The organism is Nonomuraea turcica, assembly GCF_030718205.1.
GTDB lineage: Bacteria > Actinomycetota > Actinomycetes > Streptosporangiales > Streptosporangiaceae > Nonomuraea.
In genome coordinates this window covers 390,374-411,110 of the sequence record NZ_JAUZQF010000009.1, presented here as the reverse complement: position 1 = coordinate 411,110, position 20,737 = coordinate 390,374, and the positions used below count along the sequence as shown (strand labels likewise).

The 20,737-nt window shown below is 72.8% G+C and carries 21 protein-coding genes; 7 read left to right on the top strand and 14 right to left on the bottom strand.

Translation table 11 applies throughout. The annotated features are described in order from the left end of the window. Positions 1–103: 103 nt before the first annotated feature. Complete coding sequence (locus tag Q9G87_RS25165; protein WP_305918912.1) at positions 104–2,866, top strand: helix-turn-helix transcriptional regulator; 2,763 nt, start codon at positions 104–106, stop codon at positions 2,864–2,866. On the opposite strand, the gene Q9G87_RS25160 is transcribed toward Q9G87_RS25165, so the two are convergent. Then, positions 2,807–3,262: an alpha/beta fold hydrolase gene (locus tag Q9G87_RS25160; protein ID WP_305918911.1), complete on the bottom strand. Its 456-nt coding sequence runs from the start codon at positions 3,260–3,262 to the stop codon at positions 2,807–2,809. The genes Q9G87_RS25165 and Q9G87_RS25160 overlap by 60 nt on opposite strands. Before the next feature lie 190 nt (positions 3,263–3,452). On the opposite strand from Q9G87_RS25160, the gene Q9G87_RS25155 reads away from it, so the two are divergent. Next, the gene (locus Q9G87_RS25155) at positions 3,453–4,919 is read left to right on the top strand and encodes an FAD-dependent monooxygenase (protein WP_305918910.1); all 1,467 of its coding nucleotides are present in this window, start codon (positions 3,453–3,455) and stop codon (positions 4,917–4,919) included. A gap of 48 nt (positions 4,920–4,967) precedes the next feature. On the opposite strand, the gene Q9G87_RS25150 is transcribed toward Q9G87_RS25155, so the two are convergent. Together Q9G87_RS25150 and Q9G87_RS25145 are read right to left on the bottom strand one after the other, a co-directional pair. Continuing rightward, entirely contained in the window at positions 4,968–6,104 is a 1,137-nt protein-coding gene (locus tag Q9G87_RS25150; protein ID WP_305918909.1) for a UDP-N-acetylglucosamine--N-acetylmuramyl-(pentapeptide) pyrophosphoryl-undecaprenol N-acetylglucosamine transferase, read from the bottom strand. 4 nt (positions 6,105–6,108) lie between these two features. Then, entirely contained in the window at positions 6,109–6,924 is an 816-nt protein-coding gene (locus tag Q9G87_RS25145) for a formylglycine-generating enzyme family protein (protein ID WP_305918934.1), read from the bottom strand. Positions 6,925–7,256: 332 nt separating this feature from the next. Here Q9G87_RS25145 and Q9G87_RS25140 point away from each other — a divergent pair, with 332 nt between their 5' ends. After that, a complete protein-coding gene (locus Q9G87_RS25140) occupies positions 7,257–8,234 on the top strand; it encodes a Ppx/GppA phosphatase family protein (protein ID WP_305918908.1) in 978 nt (325 codons plus the stop codon). Positions 8,235–8,292: 58 nt separating this feature from the next. After that, positions 8,293–8,565, top strand: coding sequence for a hypothetical protein (locus tag Q9G87_RS25135; protein ID WP_305918907.1), 273 nt, complete (start codon positions 8,293–8,295; stop codon positions 8,563–8,565). 7 nt (positions 8,566–8,572) lie between these two features. Here the strand turns inward: Q9G87_RS25135 and Q9G87_RS25130 are convergent, their stop codons facing one another. The 3 genes from Q9G87_RS25130 to Q9G87_RS25120 all read right to left on the bottom strand — a co-directional run bounded on the left by Q9G87_RS25130 (position 8,573) and on the right by Q9G87_RS25120 (position 10,182). Further along, on the bottom strand, positions 8,573–9,004 hold the full coding sequence (locus Q9G87_RS25130) for an ATP-binding protein (protein ID WP_305918906.1): 432 nt from the start codon (positions 9,002–9,004) through the stop codon (positions 8,573–8,575). Between the two features lie 167 nt (positions 9,005–9,171). Continuing rightward, a complete protein-coding gene (locus tag Q9G87_RS25125; protein ID WP_305918905.1) occupies positions 9,172–9,711 on the bottom strand; it encodes a TetR/AcrR family transcriptional regulator in 540 nt (179 codons plus the stop codon). 150 nt (positions 9,712–9,861) lie between these two features. Beyond that, positions 9,862–10,182, bottom strand: coding sequence for an STAS domain-containing protein (locus Q9G87_RS25120; protein WP_305918904.1), 321 nt, complete (start codon positions 10,180–10,182; stop codon positions 9,862–9,864). A gap of 65 nt (positions 10,183–10,247) precedes the next feature. On the opposite strand from Q9G87_RS25120, the gene Q9G87_RS25115 reads away from it, so the two are divergent. Then, positions 10,248–11,177, top strand: coding sequence for a GNAT family N-acetyltransferase (locus Q9G87_RS25115; protein WP_305918903.1), 930 nt, complete (start codon positions 10,248–10,250; stop codon positions 11,175–11,177). A gap of 18 nt (positions 11,178–11,195) precedes the next feature. On the opposite strand, the gene Q9G87_RS25110 is transcribed toward Q9G87_RS25115, so the two are convergent. The 4 genes from Q9G87_RS25110 to Q9G87_RS25095 are packed head-to-tail and all read right to left on the bottom strand — an operon-like array spanning position 11,196 to position 15,791. Continuing rightward, entirely contained in the window at positions 11,196–12,473 is a 1,278-nt protein-coding gene (locus tag Q9G87_RS25110) for an AAA family ATPase (protein WP_305918902.1), read from the bottom strand. After that, complete coding sequence (locus Q9G87_RS25105) at positions 12,470–13,897, bottom strand: hypothetical protein (RefSeq protein WP_305918901.1); 1,428 nt, start codon at positions 13,895–13,897, stop codon at positions 12,470–12,472. Before Q9G87_RS25105 ends, Q9G87_RS25110 begins: the two co-directional genes overlap by 4 nt. Then, the gene (locus Q9G87_RS25100; RefSeq protein ID WP_305918900.1) at positions 13,894–15,024 is read right to left on the bottom strand and encodes a hypothetical protein; all 1,131 of its coding nucleotides are present in this window, start codon (positions 15,022–15,024) and stop codon (positions 13,894–13,896) included. The genes Q9G87_RS25105 and Q9G87_RS25100 overlap by 4 nt, the downstream gene beginning before the upstream one ends. After that, the gene (locus Q9G87_RS25095) at positions 15,021–15,791 is read right to left on the bottom strand and encodes a hypothetical protein (protein WP_305918899.1); all 771 of its coding nucleotides are present in this window, start codon (positions 15,789–15,791) and stop codon (positions 15,021–15,023) included. The genes Q9G87_RS25100 and Q9G87_RS25095 overlap by 4 nt, the downstream gene beginning before the upstream one ends. Before the next feature lie 204 nt (positions 15,792–15,995). Here Q9G87_RS25095 and Q9G87_RS25090 point away from each other — a divergent pair, with 204 nt between their 5' ends. Next, a complete protein-coding gene (locus tag Q9G87_RS25090) occupies positions 15,996–16,436 on the top strand; it encodes a hypothetical protein (RefSeq protein ID WP_305918898.1) in 441 nt (146 codons plus the stop codon). Then, a complete protein-coding gene (locus tag Q9G87_RS25085) occupies positions 16,433–17,089 on the top strand; it encodes a TetR/AcrR family transcriptional regulator (protein WP_305918897.1) in 657 nt (218 codons plus the stop codon). Before Q9G87_RS25090 ends, Q9G87_RS25085 begins: the two co-directional genes overlap by 4 nt. On the opposite strand, the gene Q9G87_RS25080 is transcribed toward Q9G87_RS25085, so the two are convergent. The 4 genes from Q9G87_RS25080 to Q9G87_RS25065 are packed head-to-tail and all read right to left on the bottom strand — an operon-like array spanning position 16,995 to position 20,726. Next, positions 16,995–17,816, bottom strand: a complete 822-nt coding sequence (locus tag Q9G87_RS25080) for an ABC transporter permease (RefSeq protein WP_305918896.1) — start codon at positions 17,814–17,816, stop codon at positions 16,995–16,997. The two genes, Q9G87_RS25085 and Q9G87_RS25080, sit on opposite strands and share 95 nt — an antisense overlap. Further along, positions 17,813–18,532, bottom strand: coding sequence for an ABC transporter ATP-binding protein (locus tag Q9G87_RS25075; RefSeq protein WP_305918895.1), 720 nt, complete (start codon positions 18,530–18,532; stop codon positions 17,813–17,815). Before Q9G87_RS25075 ends, Q9G87_RS25080 begins: the two co-directional genes overlap by 4 nt. A 26-nt stretch (positions 18,533–18,558) precedes the next feature. Then, positions 18,559–19,530: a phosphotransferase family protein gene (locus Q9G87_RS25070; RefSeq protein WP_305918894.1), complete on the bottom strand. Its 972-nt coding sequence runs from the start codon at positions 19,528–19,530 to the stop codon at positions 18,559–18,561. Further along, the gene (locus Q9G87_RS25065; protein ID WP_305918893.1) at positions 19,527–20,726 is read right to left on the bottom strand and encodes an acyl-CoA dehydrogenase family protein; all 1,200 of its coding nucleotides are present in this window, start codon (positions 20,724–20,726) and stop codon (positions 19,527–19,529) included. Before Q9G87_RS25065 ends, Q9G87_RS25070 begins: the two co-directional genes overlap by 4 nt. Positions 20,727–20,737 lie beyond the last annotated feature (11 nt).

Genomic DNA, 20,737 nt, shown 5'->3' with positions numbered 1-20,737 from the left:
CCGAGCCGGCGCCGCGGTGGGATGGCCGGACGGGCTGCACCGCGCCGGGCGGCCGAAGGTTCTGGCCGCCCGCCGGCGCTCGAGTCGGTCGTACGATCGGGGCATGCTGCATGGCCGGGAGCGGGAGTGCGGGCTCATCACGGGGCTGCTCGACGACGCACGCGACCGGCGCAGCGGCGTCCTGGTCGTGCGCGGCGAGGCGGGCATCGGGAAGTCGGCGCTGCTCGATTTCGCCGCCGCGCGGGCGGGCGACATGCGGGTGTTGCGGGGCGGCGGGGTCGAGTCGGAGTCGGAGCTGCCGTACGCCGCCGCGCATCAGCTGCTGCGGCCCGTCGCGGACCGGATCGCGGCGATCCCCGCGCAGCAGGGCGCCGCGTTGCGAGGGGCGTTCGGGACGGGGGACCCGGTGGGCGCGGACCGGTTCCTGGTCTCGGTGGCGGTGCTGAGCCTGCTGTCCGAGGTGGCCGAGGAACGACCGCTGTTATGCCTGGTGGACGACGCGCACTGGCTGGACGGGGCGTCCGCCGACGCGCTGGCGTTCGTGGCGCGGCGGCTGGAGGCCGAGGGGGTCGCGCTGGTGTTTGCGGTGCGTGACGACGGCACGGACTCCGGTCCGGCCCTGGCAGGCCGTCCCTTGGCGGTGGCGAGGTTGCCCGAGCTGCGGCTGCGCGGCCTGGAGCCGGACGCCGCGCGGGCGCTGCTGGCCGAGCGCACGGCCGTGGCGCTCGCGCCCGAGGTCGCCGACCTGCTGGTGTCCAGCACCGCGGGCAACCCGCTCGGCCTGCTGGAGCTGCCGGGCTCGCTGTCCGCCGAGCAGCTCGCCGGGGCGCGCCCCCTGCCGGAGCGGCTGCCCGTCGGCGCCGTGGTCGAGCAGGTGTTCCTGGCCAGGGTGCGGCGGCTGCGGGCTCCGGCGCAGACCCTGCTGCTGGTCGCGGCGGCCGAGGAGAGCGGCGACGTCGGCCTCGTCCTGCGGGCGGCGCAGGCCTTGGGCGTGGCGCCGGACGCGCTCGACGAGGCCGAGACCGCCGGTCTGGTACGGGTGGACGGCGCCATCACCTTCCGCCACCCCCTCGTCCGCTCCGCCGTCTACCGGGGCGCGACCTTCCTGCAGCGCCGCGCGGCCGAACAGGCCCTGGCCGCCGTGCTCACGGACGAGGACGTGGACCGGCGGGCCTGGCACCTGGCCGCCGCCGCGGCGGGCCCCGACGAGGAGGTGGCCCAGGACCTGGAACGGGCGGCGGAACGGGCCGCCGAGCGCGGCGGTCACGCCGCCGCCGCGAGCGCGCTGCGCCGCGCCGCCGCCCTCACCGCGAACCCCGAGTCCCGCGCCCGCCGGCTCACTCTCGCCGCCGAGGCCGGCTGGCTCGCCGGCCAACCCGACCGGGCCCGCGCCCTGCTGGACGAGGCGGCCCAGTACGCCACCGAGCCCCTGCTCCGCGCCCGCGGCGAACACGTACGCGGGGCCATCGAGGGCCTCTGCGGCCGTCCCGACACCGCGTACGCCATGCTGCTCGCCGGGTCGGAGCCGGTCACCGAGTCGGACCCCGGCCAGGCCGCGCGCATGCTCACTGAGGCGGGACGGCTCGCATGGACCGCTGCCGACCTGCCCAGACTCATCGAAGCCGGACGGCGGATCGCGGACCTGCCCCCGGTCGAGGACGCCGTCACCGCGGGCGCCAGGCTGGTGGTCGGGCTCACCGCGATCCTCCAAGGGGACGCGGAACGGGCCGCTCCCGCCCTCCGCGAGGGCCGCGCGCTGGCGCGGGACAAGGCCGACCCGCAGAGCCTGGGGCTGGCTGCGGGCGCGGCGATGTTCGTGGGCGAGGACGCGGCGGCGCTCGACCTGTTCACCACGGCGGCCGTCCGCGCCCGCGCGGCTGGGACGGTCAGCGCGCTGCCCCTGGTGCTGGCGCCGCTGGGGGCACTGGAGATGTGGACCGGCCGGTTCACCGCCGCCCGCGCCACCGCGACCGAGGGGCTGCGGCTGTCCCTGGACACCGGGCAGGACAACATGGCCGCCCACCACCGCGCCGTCCTCGCCTGGATCGCCGCCGCGCAGGGCCGGGCGGACGAATGCCGTACGGAGGCCGACGCCGCCCTGGCCCACGCCATCGGCCAGCGGCTCGGTCCGCCCGCCGGGATCGCGGCCTGGGCGCTGGCCCTGCTCGACCTGGGGGAGGGGCGCACGGCGGAGGCGTTCGACCGGCTGACCGCCCTGGCGGACGCCGGTCCGGGGGAGGGGCACCCGATCGTGAAGATCTTCGCGGCCGCCGATCTCGTCGAGGCCGCCGTACGCACCGACCGCCCTGATCGGGCGACGGCCGCACTCGACCTGCTCCGGGGCTGGGCGGGGCCGGTCCGCGTACCGTGGGCGCACGCGCTGGTGGCACGATGCCAGGGGCTCGTCGAAGGGGGCGACGACCACTTCACCGAGGCTCTGTCGCTGCACGCGGTCGCCGGCCGGCCGTTCGACACCGCGCGGACCGCGCTGCTGTTCGGCGAGGCGCTGCGCAGGCGCCGGCGGCGAGCGGAGGCGCGGCGCCACCTGCGTACGGCAGGCGAGACCTTCGAACGGCTCGACGCGGCGCCCTGGGCCGAACTCGCCCGCGTGGAGCTCCAGGCCACCGGCGAGACCGCGCGCCGGCGCGACCCCAGCACGGTGGCTCAGCTGACGCCGCAGGAGCTGCAGATCGCGCGGCTGGTGAGCGAGGGCGGGACGAACAGGGAGATCGCCGCGCACCTGTTCCTGAGCCCGCGCACGGTGGACTACCACCTGCACAAGGTGTTCGTGAAGCTGGGGATCTCGTCACGGGCCGAGTTGGTGCGACTGTCGCTGGAGGACGGCGGCGTCCTCAGCGGTCGCTGAGGAAGGCCGGCCGCTCCTCCACGCGCACAACGCCGCCCAGCCGACCTTGTCCGGCAGATCCAGCGCCGCCTGCAAGGCGATCCCGGCGCCGAGGCACAACCCGGTGATCCCGGCCCGCCGGATGCCGCAAACGTCCAGGAACGCCCCGAGCCAAGCCGCGTACCCCGCCAAGGTGGGCACGGTGGCCCCCAACGGAGTCCCCCCGAACCCGGGCAGATCAGGCGCCGTCACCCGTGCTTGCCGCGCGAGGGCCGCCCAGACCGGCTCCCAGGCGAGCCGCGCGTCGTCCAGCCCCTCGCAAGCCCCGTGCAGGAGCACCACGTCCGGTCCCGCACCCGCGCGGTAGGCCCGCACGACAGACCCGCACACCACCATCACCGTCTCGTCATGCCGCATCGGACGACTGTGCGCCGGGGCGCCGTCGGCTCGCATCCGTGGTTTCACCGGTCCGCCACCCCCGGTTGACCCGCCCCCCGCGCGGCGAACCACCGGTGATGGACGGTGAACTCGACTGTGCATTTCACCGATTCGAGCGGACCTGCCCTGGCCGCATGGTGGTGCCATCGAAACCTGATGGGAGCACCCGATGAACCAGACCGACGTGATCGTCGTAGGCGCCGGCCCGACCGGACTCATGCTGGCCTGCGAGCTCGCCCTGGCCGGCGTGCGGTGCAAGCTCCTGGAGCGGCGCGCCGAGCAGCCCAACATCACCAGGGCGTTCGCCGTGCACGCCCGTACGCTCGAACTCCTCGACGCCCGGGGCCTGGCCGACGACCTGCTGCCCCACGGAGTCCCCGTACAGGAGATCCAGCCCGCCCCCGGCGCCAACGTTGACTTTCGCACGCTGGAGACCAGGTACCCCATGATCCTCATCGCCCCGCAGAGCGGCACGGAGCGCATCCTGGAGGCCCGCGCCCGCGAGCTCGGCGTCGAGATCGTCCGCGGCGCCGAGGTGACCGGGATCCGGCAGGAAGCCCAGCGCGTGGTCCTGACCCTCGCGGGCGGCAGCACCGAGCCGGCGAGCTACGTCGTGGGCTGCGACGGCGCCCACAGCAAGGTCCGGAGCCTGGTCGGCATCGGCTTCGAGGGCAAGCAGTACGAGACGCACATCCTGCTCGCCGATGTGCGGCTCACCGAGACACCCGGGGAGACCCTGTTCACCCGGGCGAGCAACGAGGGCGTGGTCATCATGATCCCGTTCGGGGACGGCTGGTTCCGCGCCATCGCCTGGGACCGGCTGCGCGAGCAGATCCCCCTGTCCGAGCCGCTGCCGATGGAGGAGATGCGCGAGGCGTTCCTCCGCATCGCCGGAACCGACTTCGGCATGCTCGAACAGCGCTGGAGCACCCGCTTCCTGAGCGAGCGCAAGCAAGCCGAGCGCTACCGCGCCGGCCGGGTCTTCATCGCCGGCGACGCCGCCCACGTCCACTCGCCGCTCGGCGGCCAGGGCATGAACACCGGCATCCAGGACGCCGTGAACCTCGGCTGGAAGCTGGCCGCCGCCGTACACGGCCAGGCCCCCGCCGGGCTCCTGGACACCTACGAGAGCGAGCGGCACCGGGTGGGCGCGCAGGTGCTCCTCCTGACCGACGGCTTCAACCGCCTCGTCCTCGGCCGCTCGCCGATCCGCCGCGCCTTGCAGGCCGTGGCCGTACGGACGCTGCTGCGGTTCCGCCGGACCCGGTGGGCCATGCTCGGACGGCTGACCGGCCTTGGCATCCGCTACCCCGCCGCGAACCGCCGCGCCCACGCGTGGACCGGGCAGCGCGTGCCCGACCTGACGTGCGAGGGCGGCAGGCTGTACGAGCTGCTGCGCGACGGCCGCCACCGGCTGGTCGACACGACCGCGTCGAGGGCCGCGGCGACGGCGGTCGGCGACACGGTCCAGGTCGCACAGTACGTGGGCCCGGCCACTCCCGGCCTGCCCGCGGCGATCCTCGTCCGCCCCGACGGCTACGTGGCCTGGGCGAGCGACGACCGCACGGACCTGGCGGCCCAGGCGAAGGCCGCCGTGGCACGCGGCCTCCCGGCCGAGCCGGTGTCCCGCGCCTGACCCGTCATATGGCGCCGTACTGGGCCGGTCGTGCAAGCCCGCGGAGTGCTACACCGCCTGGAGCCTGGCCGTCTCCAGCAGCAGGTCGCACAGCGCGTCGGCGGCGTCCACGCGGCCGAGCTTGGCCGCCGCCTGTCCCATCGCCTGCCGCAACCCCGGGTCGGCCAGCAGCGGCATCAGCTCGGCCAGCAGCATCTCGGCCGTCGGATGCGGCTCGAGCAGCGCCCGCGCCGCCCCGGCCGAGGCCAGGTAAGCCGCGTTCTTGCGCTGCTCGTCACCCCCGGTCGGGATCAACGGGATCAGCACCGCGGGTTTGCCGATCGCGGTCAGCTCCGACACCGTGCCCGCCCCGCTCCGCGCGATCACCACGTCGGCGGCGGCGAACAGGTCGGCCAGCTCGCCGCCCACGTACGGCACCGGGTGGTAGCGGTCGGCCAGGTCGGCGGGCACCTCGACGGCCCGCATCTGCTCGATCCAGGCGGGACCGCACTGGTGCACGACCTGTGCGTGCGGCAGCAGCCGCGGCAGGATCTCCGCGATCAGTGTGTTGATCTGCCTGCTGCCCTGCGCGCCCCCCGTGACGTAGATCAGCGGCACCTCGAACGTCAGCCCGAACAGGTCGTACGCCGCCGCCCGGTTGCCCTGCAGCAGCTCGGGCCGGACCGGGTTGCCCGTCACCACGGCCCGATTCCTGGCCGAGGCGGGCAAGTGCTCCAGCGACGACTCGTGCGACAACGCGATCCTGGTCGCCAGCCTGGAGAGGATCCGGTTGGCCAGCCCGACGACGGTCGTCTGCTCGTGCATGACCAGCGGCCGCCTGATCAGCTTGGCCGCCACCCCGATGGGCACCGCCACGTAACCCCCGGTCGACAACACCACGTCGGGCAGGTAGCGGGCCGCGTGCCCGATCGCCTGGCAGACCCCGACCGGGATGCGGAACACGTCGGCGATGTTGGTGCCCAGCTCCTTGAGGTTCGGGCGGCGGCGCAGCTTCCCCGTGGTGATCGCCTTGAACGGGATGCCGTGCTCGGCCGTGATCCTGGCCTCCAGGCCGCCGGCGGTGCCCACCCAGAGCACGTCGTGCGGTATCTGCCGCCGCTGGATGGCCGACAGGGTGGTCAAAGCCGGATAGGTGTGGCCACCGGTGCCGCCGCCGGTGATCAACAGTCGCAGGGTTCGTGACATGCGATCAGACTATGGCCGCACAGCGGAAACCCGTGTGCCCGGTCGAGGAGTCCGGTGTGTTGGCCGTGCGGGCCGCCACCCGGTAGCGGTTGCAGTAGGAATCGTGGCACATGTACGAGCCGCCGCGGATCACCTTCGCCGTCCCCTCGGCAGGCCCGGCCGGGTTGTCGGCGCGCGGCTCCCACGTCGTGGCCCACCAGTCGGCGGTCCACTCCCACACGTTGCCGGACACGTTGTACAGGCCGTATCCGTTCGGCTGGAACGACTTGACCGGCATCGTGCCCCGGCTCGGCGCGGTCGGGAAGCGACCCTGCCAGATGTTGCACCGCGGCCGCCCACTGGGGGCGAGCTCGTCGCCCCACGGAAACCGCTTCTGCTCCAGCCCGCCGCGGGCCGCCATCTCCCACTCCGCCTCGGTCGGCAGCCGCTTGCCCGCCCACGCGGCGTAGGCCGTGGCGTCGTGCCACGACACGTGCACGACCGGGTGGTTCTGCCGGTCGCCGATCGACGATCCCGGGCCCTCGGGGGAGCGCCAGGTGGCGCCCTCCACGCCCGCCCACCACGGCGCGCCCGGCACGGTCGCGTCCATCACGCCGCCTGTGACGAACTGCCGGAACACGAACGACCAGCCGATCCGCTCGGCCTCGGTGACGTATCCGGTCTCCTTGGCGAATGTGGCGAACTGGGCGTTCGTCACACATGCCGGATCGATCATGAACGGGTCGAGCCGCACCTCCCTGACCGGGCCCTCGCCGTCCTCGGGCCGGCCGTCCGGGTCGCTCCCGCCCATGAGGAACGTCCCGCCGGGAACGCGCACCATCCCGCGCGGCGCCGCCCGCCGCGTGGTGATCCCCACCGGCTGCCGGTGCGCCCCACCGGCGGCGCCGTCTCTGCTCGGGCCACAGCAAGCGCTCAAAGATCCCCCCAAACGTGTCGCGACACCAAGGAAGGGTAGTGCCTGGTACGTGCGCATCGAAGCTCGGATCACGCGGCCGCCCGCGGTGGCCGTCGCCATCCGGCTCCTCGCGACCACGGCGCCTGTGGGCGTATCTGCGTGAGCGCTCAGTCATGCCGTCCGTCACCTTGGAGGATCGGATGCCGGCCTTCACCCTCTGTTTCGTCGTGAATGCGGCAGAACGGTAGCGTTTGCCCATGCGACTCGGCGTGCTGGACATCGGCTCGAACACCGTTCATTTACTGGTCGTCGACGCCCACCGGGGCGCCCGGCCGATGCCCGCGTACTCACACAAGGAGGGGCTCCGCCTGACGGAGTACCTCCGCGACGACAACCGGCTGGCGGACGAGGGCATCGAGCGGCTGTGCGCCTTCGTCCAGGAGGCCGTCCACCTGGCGGAGGACAAGGGGGTGGAGGACCTGCTGGCCTTCGCCACCTCCGCCGTGCGCGAGGCGGCCAACGGCGAGGAGGTGCTCGCGCGCGTCGAGGAGAGCTGCGGCGTGCACATCGAGGTGTTGTCCGGGCGGGACGAGGCCAGGCTGACGTTCCTGGCCGTGCGCCGGTGGTTCGGCTGGTCGTCGGGGCGGCTGCTGGCCTTCGACATCGGCGGCGGCTCGCTGGAGATCGCCGCCGGCGTGGACGAGGAGCCGGACGTGGCCGTGTCGCTGCCGCTGGGTGCCGGACGGCTGACCCGCGACTGGTTCACCGCCGACCCGCCGCCCGCCGAGGAGGTGCGCAAGCTGCGCAAGCACGTACGCACCGAGATCGCCCGCACCGTCGGCGACGTCGTCAGGTACGGCGAGCCCAACCGCGCCGTGGCCACGTCCAAGACCTTCAAACAGCTGGCCAGGATCGCCGGGGCGGCGCCGTCCAGTGACGGACCGTACGTGCCGCGCTCGCTGTCCAGGCAGGACATGGCCGACTGGGCGGTCAAGCTCACCACCATGGACGCGGCCGAGCGGGCGCAGTTGTCCGGCGTGTCCGAGGGCAGGGCGGCCCAACTGGCGGCCGGGGCGCTGGTCGCCGACGCGGCCATGGACCTGTTCGAGGTGGACCGGCTGGAGGTCTGCCCGTGGGCGCTGCGCGAGGGCGTGATACTGCGCCGCCTCGACCTGCTGCCCGGGCGTCACGACCAGTCCACCGCCGCCCCCAAGAAGCCCGAGAAGCCGGAGTAAGGATGATATATCCCCAAGAATCTGCATAAGGCGCTGATGGCCGGGCACCTTCCGGCGAATGTTGGACGTGTTCGGCACCATCGGATCCGTGGTGGTCGTACTCCTGCTGATCGTCCTGGCCACCCTCGCCATCGCGGTCGTCGCGCTGGTGGCGCTCGCGGTCATGGCCGGGTCGATGACCAACTGGCGCAGGCTGTGGCGGCGGCTGACCGGCAGGCAGGCCCAGCTGACGCTGAAGCTCAGCGGGAGCGCGGTGCCCGAACGGCGGCGAGCGGAGCTGAGCGGGGGCACACCCCGGCTGCGGCGGCGTTTCCTGCTCGGCGGCGACTAGGGCTGGGTCACGACGCCATGAGGGGCGGACCCGCCGCCCCCGGCGTGTACCGGAGCCGCTTCTCCAGGCACACCACCGCCCCGTTCTCGCGTTTGTTGGTGAAACGGATGTCGTCGGCGAGCGCCCGCATGATCTGCAGTCCTCGGCCGTACTCGGCCCCTGGCTCGGGTTCGAGCACCGCGCGGGGGTCGAAGCCGTCGCCGGTGTCGACGACCTTGATGACGCACACGTCGTGCTGGACGGTGGCGCTGACCGTGTAGTCGTCGCTGGGCGCCGCATGTTTGATCACATTGGAGCACGCCTCGGTCAGTATGAGCTCGATGTCGTCGCGCACCTGCGGCTCGACGCCCAGCGAGCGGAGCGTGCCGTCCAGCATCTGCCTGATCACCGGGACGCTCGCCGCATCCCTGGGCAGCCGGAGCGCGATTGTGGCTTCCACGGCACCTCCTCCCGAATGGATGCGTGTGGGCAGTCGACGTCCGCCCACCGTAGCCACCTCTTCCTGCCCTCGATCCTCCGCCCCAATCGTCCCTTTAAAGGCCAAAAGTCCAGAAACGTTACGGTGGTTCGCGTTCAGCGGGCCACCGCAGGTGGCGACGGGTGCACCTACAGCTCCAGCAGTCGTCGGGCCACCTCCATGGACGCCTTGTCGACCTCGTCCTCGGTCAGATCGCCCGGCAGCCACCTGCCGGCGTGCAGCGCGAACAGCGCCAGCGAGCGGCTGATCCGCTCCACCGGCGTGGCGCCGGGCTCGTTCATCTGCCTCGTCAGCTCGATCATCATGTCGCGCATCCTGGAGAGCTTGGGATGCTCGCGCAGCGCCGTCTGGTTGCGCTCGAGGAACCTCGCCATCTCGATGTGGCGGGGCCCCCGGAGGTTCGCGGCATAGCGCTCCAGCAGCTCGCGCCGCATCTCCGGCGTCTTCGGCTGGGTCTTCGCCCACTCCACCAGGTTGTCGATCTCGGCGACGTGCAGGTCCACCAGGCTCGCGACGATGTCGTCCTTCGTCTTGAAGTGGTAGTAGAGGGCGGCCTTCGTCACGCCGAGCTCCTCGGCGATCTCCCGCAGCGAGGTCGCCTCGTACCCCTGCTCGGTGAAGAGCCTCAGCGCGATCTCCTGGATCCGGGTTCGCGTGTCTTCCCGCACATTGCACCTATTTCAGCTTGGCGGCCGGCAAGTAAGTCTTTAGCACAGTCTATGCTTGCCGGTCGGCAAGTAAGCAAGATCTTCATATGGGGGTGTACGGGTGGCGGAGCCAGTCGGGCGGCGCCGTGACCGCCTCGGCGAAGGAGCCCGTCACTCCGGCGGCAGGCTGAACAGCAGGTCGAGCGCGGTCATCGTGAGGAGTTTGCGCAGGTAGGGCGTCAACGCCACCACCTGCATCACCGCGCGGGCGGCCGCGGCCCGCTGCTGGAGGCGGACGAGTGCGGCCAGGCCGGAGGAGTCGATGAAGGTCAGCGCCGACAGGTCCACGTCGATCCTGCGGTAGCCGTCGGCGAAGGTCAGGGCCGCGAGCTGGTAGGCCGAGCCGTGGTCCAGGTCGCCGCGGAGCGCGAGCGCGACGGTCGTCGCGTCCGGGGCGGCGACCTCGATGCGCAAGGGCATCCTGTCGAGCACTCCCATAGCTTAACCGGGCGAAAATGGGAGGCGCCGGGCAGGGCGGCCGGTGCACAATCCAGCCCATGCATACTCTCCGCCGGCCCCGCGTGGACGACGCCGCCGCCATGTACGAGCTCATCTCGGCATATGAGACCGCGGTCCTCGGGGCGCCGGACATGACGCTCCAAGACGTTCAGGACGAGCTGGTGGAGCCCGATTTCGACCGCGACAAGGACGGGTGGCTGGCACAGGACGCCGACGGCAGGCTCCTCGCGTCGGCCTGGGCATGTAGCAACGGCGACAGCGATCTCGTGCACGTCGACGTGATCGTCCGGCCCGGCGTCGAAGGGCTCGCGGACGAGCTGTGGCCACTGGTCATCGGGCGCGCCCGCGAGCTGGCCGCCGAGCGGGGGCACGACGGCGTCACCCTGCACATCGGGATCTACCGCGCCGACCAGGTCAAGCAGGCCATGGCCAAGGAGCAGGGCTTCGAGCCCGGCACGAGCTTCCACCGCATGCGCATCGACTACGAGGGCCCCGTCGAGGCGCCGGTCCCGCCGGCCGGGCTCACGCTGCACTCCGGCGAGAGCGAGGACGTGCGGCGGGAGGCGCATCGCGTGCACCAGGAGGCGTTCGCCGAGCACTTCGGGTTCGTGAAAATCGACTACGAGCTGTGGTACGAGCGCAGGCAGGCGCAGAGCGTCAACGATTGGAGCCAGCTCGCGCTCGCCAGGGTCGACGGGCGCGCGGCGGCGGTGCTGATCGGCAACAACCAGTTCCTGCCGGACCAGGAATGCGGGTATGTGGCCACGCTGGCCGTGCTGCCCGAGTTCCGGGGGCGAGGGCTGGGGCGCTTCCTGCTGCGGCACGCCTTCGCCGCCGACGCGGCCCGCGGGCGCAAGGGCACCATCCTGCACGTGGACTCCAACAACACCACGCCGGCGCTGGGGTTGTACGAGTCGGCGGGGATGCGGCCGGTCATGGTCATCGACGTCTGGCGCCGCCGCCTGTGAACCAGCAGCGTCGCCGCGCTAGACGCGGTGGCGGGACAGATGCTCCAGCACGGACTGGTTGGCCTCCCACCCGTCCGGGAACTTCACCGGCACGCCCAGCTGCACCGGCTCCGCCGACGGGTGGGCGTCCAGCAGCTCGGCGATGCCCGCCCGGGCCACCACCACGCACGCGTGCCGGTGCCGCGAGGCCAGCACGCACAGCCGCCCCGACTCGAGGTGGAAGGCCGTCGCGTCACGCCGCCCGGACAGTGGGTGCAGCACGATCGTCACGTCGTACTCCCGGCCCTGCAGCCGGTTCGCGGTGTCGACGGTGATCTCCGGCGGCAGCCCCGCCGCCCGGATCGCCGCCACCTGGTCGCGATGGGCGGCCCCTACGGCGATCCGGTCCGCCGTCACCGGCCGCTCGCCCTGCTCCGAGCTCGCCACCGCGCCCCGCTGCAGCAGCCGCTCGGCCAGCAGCGCCACCGCCTGCACGGCCTCCCCGTCGGTACGCACCGTGTGCCGGTTCGGCAGCTCCAGCAGCGCCCACCCGGACCGGGCGGCCTCCTCCAGCGCCCGGTCGTGCACGGTCCCCATGCCTCCCGTGACCAGCTCCAGCCGCCGATCCCCGGGCCCGGTTCCCGACCTGAACCCGGTGAACGGGTAGAACGCCCGCGACACCACCGGCGCCGCCGACGCCGGCAACCGCCACGACACCGGCAGCCGGTGCACCGGCAGGTCCGGATTGTGCCGCAGCAGCACCGACACCGCGCTCTGCAGCGGATCCCACGACAGTCCCGACCACCGGTCCCCGTCCACGATCGAGAACGGGTCCAGCTGTCCAGGGTCGCCCACGAACAACGCCCGCTCGAACAGCCCCGCGATCCGCAGCAGCTTGTCCGAGCGCATCTGGTAGGCCTCGTCCACGATCGCCCACGGCCAGACCCGGTCGCCGATCCACGCCCACTTGTCGGCGGTGGCGATGACGATGTCCGGGTCGCCGAGGTCCTGGATCCTGGTGCCGAACCGCACGCCGGGCAGCTCCAGCAGGCGCAGCGGCGGCACGTATCCGCCGGCCGACAGCCGCCCCACGGTCAGCCGCGGATGTTTGTCCGAGATCCTGGACACCAGGTCGTCGACCTGCTCATTGGTCTGGGCGACGATCATCAGCGGCTCGCCGGCGGCCGCGATGTGCGCGGCGGCGCGGACGACGAGGGTGGACTTGCCCGCCCCCGGCGGCGAGTCGACGACCACGCCCCGGTGCCGCGGCAGGTCGGCCAGCACGTCCGCGATGACCTGCTCCGGGCTGCCGGTCACGACCACTCCTCCTGGGCGTCCTCGTCGTCGGGCGTGTACTCCTGCGGTGGGCCGCCGTGCGTCCACGGCGTGGCCTCGGCGTCGGGCAGGTTCGGCGAGCCCTGGAAGTCGTCGGTGAGCGAGGTGTAGCAGACCCGCTCGCCGACCTCGGGCACGGCGCCGGGGGTCGGCGTCTTGCCGCGCCCCATCCCTTTGGTGATCTTCACGGTGATCAGGCCCTCGTCCGCGGACACCAGCTCGGCGCCCTGGGCGCGGCGTTGCGGGGTGCCGAGGGACGCGCCGGGCGGCAGCCGTACCGGATCGTCGGTTTTGATCACCACCAGCGGGCGGAGCTTGCGTGAGCGGCCCTCGCCCTCGACGTTGTCCGGGACGGTCTCGACCACCTCGCCCGCGAAGGCCTCCCCGGTGAGCCGGTGCTCGGCCATGATCAGCGGGTCGTCGTAGGCGCGCTGCACCTCGTACGCCGCCTGGGCGCGTTCCATGCGGGCCAGCTTGGCCGCGGCCGCGACCGCGCCGTCCCTGCGGGCCTGCGGCGGCCCGCCTTCGGCGATGCTCTGCGCCATGCCGCTGAACGAGCCGCGGTCCTGCTCCCACCGCTGGGCCACGCTCGCGCCCGCCTCCAGGCCGGCCAGCAGGTCGATCGCCTGCCACATGAGCCGCCACGTGGGCTCCAGCTGGCTGCGCAGCGCCTCGGTGACGCGCTCGGCCGACCCGCTGTCGATGGCGGGCGCGAGCACCTCGGCGTCGAACCCCGGGTCGGTCGCGGGCCCGGCGGGCGGCCAGATCAGCGGGTCCTCGGCGGCCTCGCTCGGCCCCTCGGTGATCCAGCCGAGCAGCGCGGCCAGGTTGGCGTCCTCCAGCGAGCTCTGCCCGCTCGCCCAATGCCGGCCCAGCTCCTCGGTCGCGGCCGTCATGAGTGACGAGCCCGGATAGGCGGCCCGCTCCCCGAAATAGGTCAGCCACCGGCCCAGCAGCGGTACCACGTCCGGCACCGGGTAGGGCCCGTCGGCGCGGCGGAAGCGGGTGGAGCGCCCGAGGAGCCGGGTGAAGGCCACGCCGGCCGCGTTCGGAACGATGAGCTGCGGCGCGTCCACCGCCCGCTCGTAGGGGTCGGCGCCGCGCCGCTCCACCGTCTCGGTGTCGGCGAGGAAACCCTCGATGTACGGCAGCAGCAGCCCGGCCAGCTCAGCCGCCCAGGCGAAGCGCAGGTCGCGGTTGCGCGGCTGGGTCACCACGAGCAGGCGCGGCCGGTCGCGTTCGGTGCCGAGCATGGCCGCCAGCGGCGCGGCGGCCTCGCCCGACAGCTTGAGCGGGATGAACACCATCGGCCGGTCCGACAGATGGCAGTGGCGGACGGTCGCGATGGGCTGCGCGATGCCCTCGTCCAGGGCGCGCAACCGGGCGAGCGAGGTGAGCAGGCTCATGCCAGGCACTCTCTGCGCAGGCGTTCGGCGTTGCGGAGCAGCCGGGCGATCTCCTCCTGACCCTCCCGCGGATCCCGGACCCCGTCGGCCAGGCCCAGCGCCTCCGCCACCGACGCGACCCCGCCCAGCTCGTCACGCACCTGCCGCCCGAGCTGGTCGGACGCGCCCTCCTGCCGGGCCTCGTCACGGCAGAAGAAGCACAGGTCGCAGGCGGACAGGCAGTCGGGCGCGTAGCGCGCGGTCGTCGTGCGCAGTGAGTCCGCCAGCTCGGCGACGGGCCTGGTGGGCCGGCCGTCCTCGCCGGGCCGCAGGTCGAACGTGAGATCGTCGGGCAGCCCCTCGAGGAGCCGGTCGAGCGTGGTCATCCTGGTCAGCTGGCGCTTCAGCACGGCGAGCTGTTTGCGCACGTCGACCAGTGTCGCGCCCGGGCGGTTGGCGAAGTTCTCCGGGCAGACCAGTACCACGTCGTGGGAGACCTTCAGCGGGTCGTGGCCCAGCTCCTCCAGCAGCGTGCGCAGCGCCAGCACGTAGACGGCCGCCTGCCGGGCGGCCGCCGCGACCGCCGCCGGGTCGGCCTGCCCGTCGATCACCGCGAACGACTTGACCTCCACGATGTGGAAGCGGCCGCCCAGCTGGAAGGCCACCACATCCGGCTCCAGGTAGGCGGTGTGGCCGGCGATCTGGAGGGTGAGCAGCGGGTGGTCGTACAGAGTGCCCGCGTCCTGCTCGTCACGGGCCGCCCGGTCGATCAGCGCGCGGGTGTGGGCGTGGCGCAGGTGGGCGCCGACGTTCTCCACGTCGTGGTAGGCCACCTCGGCGATGGGCAGGCCGAGCAGCTCGCGCAGCATGCGCAGCAGCTCCGCGCACCCGTCCGCCTTGACCAGCGCCTCGAACACGTTGCCGCGCGTGATCGCGAACGGCGACTGCCCGAACGGCGCGGGGAACCCCAGGTGCCGGGCCGCGGCGTCCTTGTCGACGCCGGCCCCGTCCATGAGCGCCCGGCGGGTGCAGCCGGGGTTGGCGGCCAGGGCCGCGATGGCGCGGGCGTCGTGCGGCCGCGGCGGCGTCGTGCCCCGCAACGCGTCCAGCCGGCGCAGGGTGTCGCCTTCGCGCTTCAAGCCGCTCACGTGACGTACTCCTTCTTGATCGTGCTCAGCGTAGCGGCGCCGAACAGGCGGGCGGCGTCATCCAGCTGCGCTGCGGCGCGTCGCGCCAGCTCGGCGCGGTCGCGCGTGTCGCGCTCGGCGTGCACCGCCAGCTCGGCACGGGCCGCCTCGATCACCCGCCCGGGGTGTGGCGGGGCCAGCGAGCCGTTGGTGGCGCCGGGGATGTTCCTGGCCATCCGCACCAATAACCTGGCCGCCCGCTCGTCCTCGGCCGCGTGTGAAGCCACCGCGATGGCGCAGGTCAGGAAGTCGACGCGGGGACTGAGGGGCCCGACCACGCGCCGCTCCAGTGGCCAGCTGCTGAGCGTGAGCAGGCCGCGTGCGGGGGAGAGGCGGTCCGTCAGCGCCGCGCACAGGTAATACGGCCGCCCGTACGGGGAGGACCGGAACGAACGTTCCTCGTCCCTGCGCAGGCTGGTGAGCTGCGTGCTGCGGATCGTGCCGCCGAGGAACGCCTCGCTCACGGCCACGATCAGCCGGGGCTGGGCGGTCGCCCCGAGCAGCCGCAGCCCCTGGTGCACCTGCTCGCGCACAGTGACCAGCGGCGCCGGCTCGGGCGCGGCCCCCGGCCGCTCGCCGCTGACTAGGACGTCCCAGTCCCGCTCGGCGGTGCGCAGCTCGGCGCGCAGCAGCCGGGCCTTCGCGCCGTCCCTGGCCCGCATGGCCTTGCGCACACCGGCCCGCAACTCGTCGATCCGCCGCTCCAGATCGTCCAGCCGGTCACTCATGGTCGCGAGCGTATCAACAGTCCCAGTATTTTCCAGTAATTACCTGACGATCGAGGCCATCACGTGATCTACGGTGTAAAGGGCGCGGCAAGGACCCACGACCGGTCGCGCCCGCCACTACCCGCAGGACTCCGCCGATCACTCGTTGAGCTGCCGCCCGCGACCGCGCGCGTAACCGGTGCTGGAGAAGGGGACGATGCCGGTGTGACCCGTGAGAGTCGTCATGTGATGGGAGCCGCCGCCGGCCTGGCCGCCCTCGTCCCCGTCTACTACCTGACCGAGGCCGGCGCCAAGGCCCTGCGCATGGGCGCGGCCGCCGCCGGCCCCGCGCCGGCCGGGCTGGCCTGCCTGGCGGCCGTGGCGGTGCTCGTCGCCGTCCTGACCGCCTGGCCGGCGGCGGCGCTGACCTGCGGCGTTCCACTGATCTCGGCAGGCGCGCTGTTCGCCCTGGACACCAGCGCCGCGCTGGGCCTGGCGGCCGCCCTTCCGTGGTCAGGGCCGACCTGGGACGGGCTGCCGCCGGCGGAGCTGGCCGAGCCGCCCGGCACGCTGGCCGGCCTTACCGGCCTCTACACCATCATCGGCGCCCTGCTCGTGCTCTCGGCGCTGCTGCCGACGCGTTGGCGATCTATCCTGGGCGGGTGAGCGGACGGGACCCGGATCGGCGCAGGGCGCTGCTGGACGCCGCGGACCGGGTCATCTCCAGCGAGGGGCCCGAGGTGTCGATGGCGGCCATCGCGGCCGCGGCCGGCATCACCAAGCCCATCCTCTACCGCCACTTCGGCGACAAGAGCGGCCTGTACGAGGCGCTCGCCGACCGGCACGTGCGCACGGTCATCGCCCAGCTGCGGCCGCGGTTCGCCGAGCCGGGGGCCGACCTGCGCGGCCGGGCCAGGGCGACGATCGGCGCCTATCTGGACCTCATCGCGGCCAACCTCAACCTCTACCGCTTCCTGTTCCACCGGGCCGGCGCCGAGGACAGCAGGACCCGCTCCCACATGACCTCGCTGGTCCGCGGCCTGGGCGAGGAGCTGGGCGGGGTGCTGGCCGCCGAGCGGGCGGCGCTCGACCCGGTGCGGGCGCAGGTCCTCGGCCACGCGTTCGTCGGCATGGTGCAGACGACCGGCGACTGGTGGCTGGAGCATCCCGAGGTGGAGCGGGATCAGGTGGTGGAGGGCCTGGTGGAGGTGATCGCCGCCGCGCTCAGTCCCCGAAGCGCGAGAGCTTCCCATGCCGCCGCGCGTACCCCAGCGCCCACGCGAACAACCCCAGCGTCGCCGCCAGGTATCCCACATTGAGCGCGGCCGCCCAGGCCAGCCGGTCCCAGGGCAGCGCGCCGCCCGCCATGACCGTGCGCATGCCCTCGAACACGTGGGAGGCGGGCAGGAACCACGACACGGCCTGCAGCGGCGCGGGCAGCACGGACACCGGGTAGAAGATCCCGGCGAGCGGCTGCACCACGAACACCAGTGACCAGGCGATGACCTGCGCGTTCTCGCCGAAACGCAGCACCGCCGCGATGCCGACCAGGCCGAGTGACCAGCCGAGCACGAGCAGCACGCCCATGAACGGGACCAGTCCCACGCCGATGCTCGTCACCCCGAACCCGTAGAGACCGAAGGCGAGCGCGGCCATGACGGCGACCGCGAAGGCCACCTTGCCCAGGGAGAACAGCATCAGCCCGATCAGGTATTCGACGCTGGACAGAGGGCTGACCTGCACGTTGAGCAGGTTGCGCGACCAGATGTCCTCCAGGAAGGCAATGGAGATCTCGTTGCTGGCCTTCTGCAGCAGCTGCCACAGCAGCACCGCGCCGAGCAGGAACGACACCACGAACGGCACCCGCTGCGCCTGCAGGAACAGCGTCATGAAGCCCCACAGCACCAGCTCGACCGTCGGCCAGAACAGGATCTCGAACACCCGGATCGAGCTGCGCCGCAACGCCGCGAAATCGCGCCGGACCACGCCCATGACGCGCATGCGCCGCGCGGCCAGGCTCAGCGGAGGCAGGGTCAAGGTCGTCATCCGCGCGCCACCTTCAAGAACACCTCTTCCAGGTCCTCGGCCCCGTAGTGCCCGGCCAGCTCCGCGGCGCTGCCGGCGGCCACGATGACGCCGTCCGACATGAAGTGGATGCGGTCGCACATGCGCTCGACCTCCCGCATGTTGTGCGAGGTGATCAGCATGGCGCTGCCGTTCTCCCTGGCCAGGCGAGACAGCAGGCCGCGGATGCGGTCGCCGGCGTCAGGGTCGAGGTTGGCCGTGGGCTCGTCGAGCACCAGCAGCCGCGGCGCGTTGAGCAGGGCTTTGGCCAGCTGCACGCGAGTGCGCTGCCCGGACGACAGCGCCATCATCGGCCGCTTGTGGAGCGGGCCGAGCTCGAACAGCTCGATCACCTCCTCGACCCGCCGGCGCGGATGGCGAACGGCGTAGAGCCGGGCGAACGCGTCGAGCACCTCCCGCACCCGCAGCACGCCGGGCAGGTCGACGTAGCTGGCGGCGAAGTTGACCTGGCTGAGCACCTCGATCCGGTGCTGGGCCAGCTCCATGCCGAACAGCTTGATGCTGCCGGCGTCCGGGGTGATGAGGCCGAGCAGCATGTGGAGCGTGGTCGACTTGCCGGCGCCGTTGGGGCCGAGCAACCCCACGACCTCACCCTCGCCGATGGTGAGGCTCAGGTCGCGGACGGCCGTGACCGATCCGAACCGCTTGAGCAGATGGGATGCCTGCAGGATGGTCACCGCACAAGCCTGCGCCGCCGCCCGGGTCAAGGCAACGGGTTTTCCGCCCGCTCACGCAACATGCCGAGCAGATCCCACTCGTTCTCGCACACGCGGCGGCCGATCGCCGCCAGTTCGACGGAGCGGGCGCCGCCACGCAGGTGCCGCATGGTCTGCATGACGCAGATGACGCCCCACTTGAGCACGCCGAAGGTCTCCCACCAGCGCAGCGCGTCCCGGTCCACCGGGTCGCCGCCGGCCCGCTCGTAGGCGTGGATGAGGTCGTCGTACGTGCCGAACCCGCCGACCGGCAGCGGCGAGCCGAACCGCCAGGCCTTGACGCACAACCAGCCGAGATCCTCCAGCGGGTCCCCGGCGTGGGCGAGCTCCCAGTCGAGCACCGCCCTGATGCCCTCGGGGCCGACGATGAGGTTGCCGTTACGGAAGTCACCGTGCACCACGGCGCGCCGGCCGGGGCGCGGCCGGGTCGCGGCGAGCCGCCGCAACGCCAGCTCGAACACCGGGTGCGGCTCGCCCAGCCGGTCGAGCACGTCCCGCCAGCGGCGCAGCGGATCGGTCTCGGCCGCGGTCTCAGCCGCAGCGGGCACGCACGACAGCGGCATGCGGTGGATGGCGGCCAGCGCCTGGCCGCACTGCGCGGCGAGTCTGCGCCGGGCCGTGGCGTAGGCGTCGTCGCGCAGGATCTTGCGCGGGATGGTCTCGCCGGGCACACGGGTCATGAGGATGTGGGACTCGCCGCTGGAGACGATCCGCGGCACCGGCACCCCCGCCTGGAACGCGGTGCGCATCAGCACGGCCTCGGCCGCCAGCGTGGCGCCGGCCTCCAGCGTGGCGCCGGGAGACTCGAGCCGCAGGACCAGCTCATGCCGGGTGCCGTCGGCCGCGGCCACGTCCAGGGCCCACGTCTCGCGGGAGGCCCCGCCGGGCAGCCGCACCCGTTGTGGGATCGCCGACCCGGCCCCGAACACCGTGCGGACGATCTCCTCGAGCCGGCTCATCGCAGGCCGAACTCCCAGGTGCCGCCCGCCGCGTACGCGCCCAGGACCCGCCGCCCCACCGCGTCGATGTGCACCTCGTCGGGGCCATCGTAGATCCGCCCGGCCCGAGCATGCCGGTACATCCGCTCGAGCGGGGTGTCCGGCGTCAGGCCCGCGGCCCCGTAGACCTGGATGGCGCGGTCGATCACGTTGTGCAGCATACGCGCTCCGACGACCTTGATCGCCCCGATCTCCACCCGTGCGTCGGAGCCGGCGTCGATGGCCTCGGCGGCCTGCAACGTGAGCAGCCTGGCTGCCTGGATCTCGGCGTAGGAGTCGAACACGTGCTGCCGCATGAGCTGCTTGTTCGCCAGCGGCTCGCCGAACGCGCTGCGGTCGTGCAGCCTGCGGCACATCAGGTCGAAGGCCCGCTGCGCCTGCCCCAGCCAGCGCATGCAGTGGAAGATCCGGCCGGGTCCCAGGCGTTGCTGCGCGATGACGAACCCGTGGCCGCGCCGGCCGAGCAGGTTGGCGGCGGGCACGCGGACGTCCTCGTAGCGCACCTCGCAGTGTGCCCCGTCCAGTCCCAGCACCGGCGTCTCGCGGACGATGGTGTAGCCGGGTGTGTCGGTCGGCACCAGAATCATGGAGAACGCCCGGTGCCGGAGCTCGGGCGGGGCGTCCGGCTCGGTGCGGCACATCACGGTCGTATACGCCGCCCGCGACGCCCCGGTCGTGAACCACTTATGCCCGTTGATCACCCACTCGTCGCCGTCGAGCACGGCGGCCGTGCGCAGCTGGGTGGGGTCGGAGCTGGACACTGACGGCTCGGTCATGGCGAAGCTGGGCCAGATGTCGCCGCGCACCAGCGGCTCGAGGTAGCGTTCGCGCTGCTCGGGTGAGGCGTGCTCATGCAGCATGAGCGAGTCCTGCAGGGTGAACGTGCCCAGCGCCAGCTGCCCGTACTCGCTGCGTCCCTGCACCTCGTTGACGTAGACGTAGTCGAGGAACGGCAGCCCGCCGCCGCCCAGCTCCCGCGGGTGGCCGAGCGCCCACAGGCCTTCCTTCTTCGCCTCGGCCCGCAACTCGTCCAGCGCGGCCGCGGCGGCGGCGCCGCCGGCGTGCAGCACCGGCTCGGCGGGCTCGACCCGCTCGGTCATGAACGCGTGGACGGCATCGCGGATCGGCCGGACACCGGCGGGCACGGCGAAGCTCATGAAATGATCTC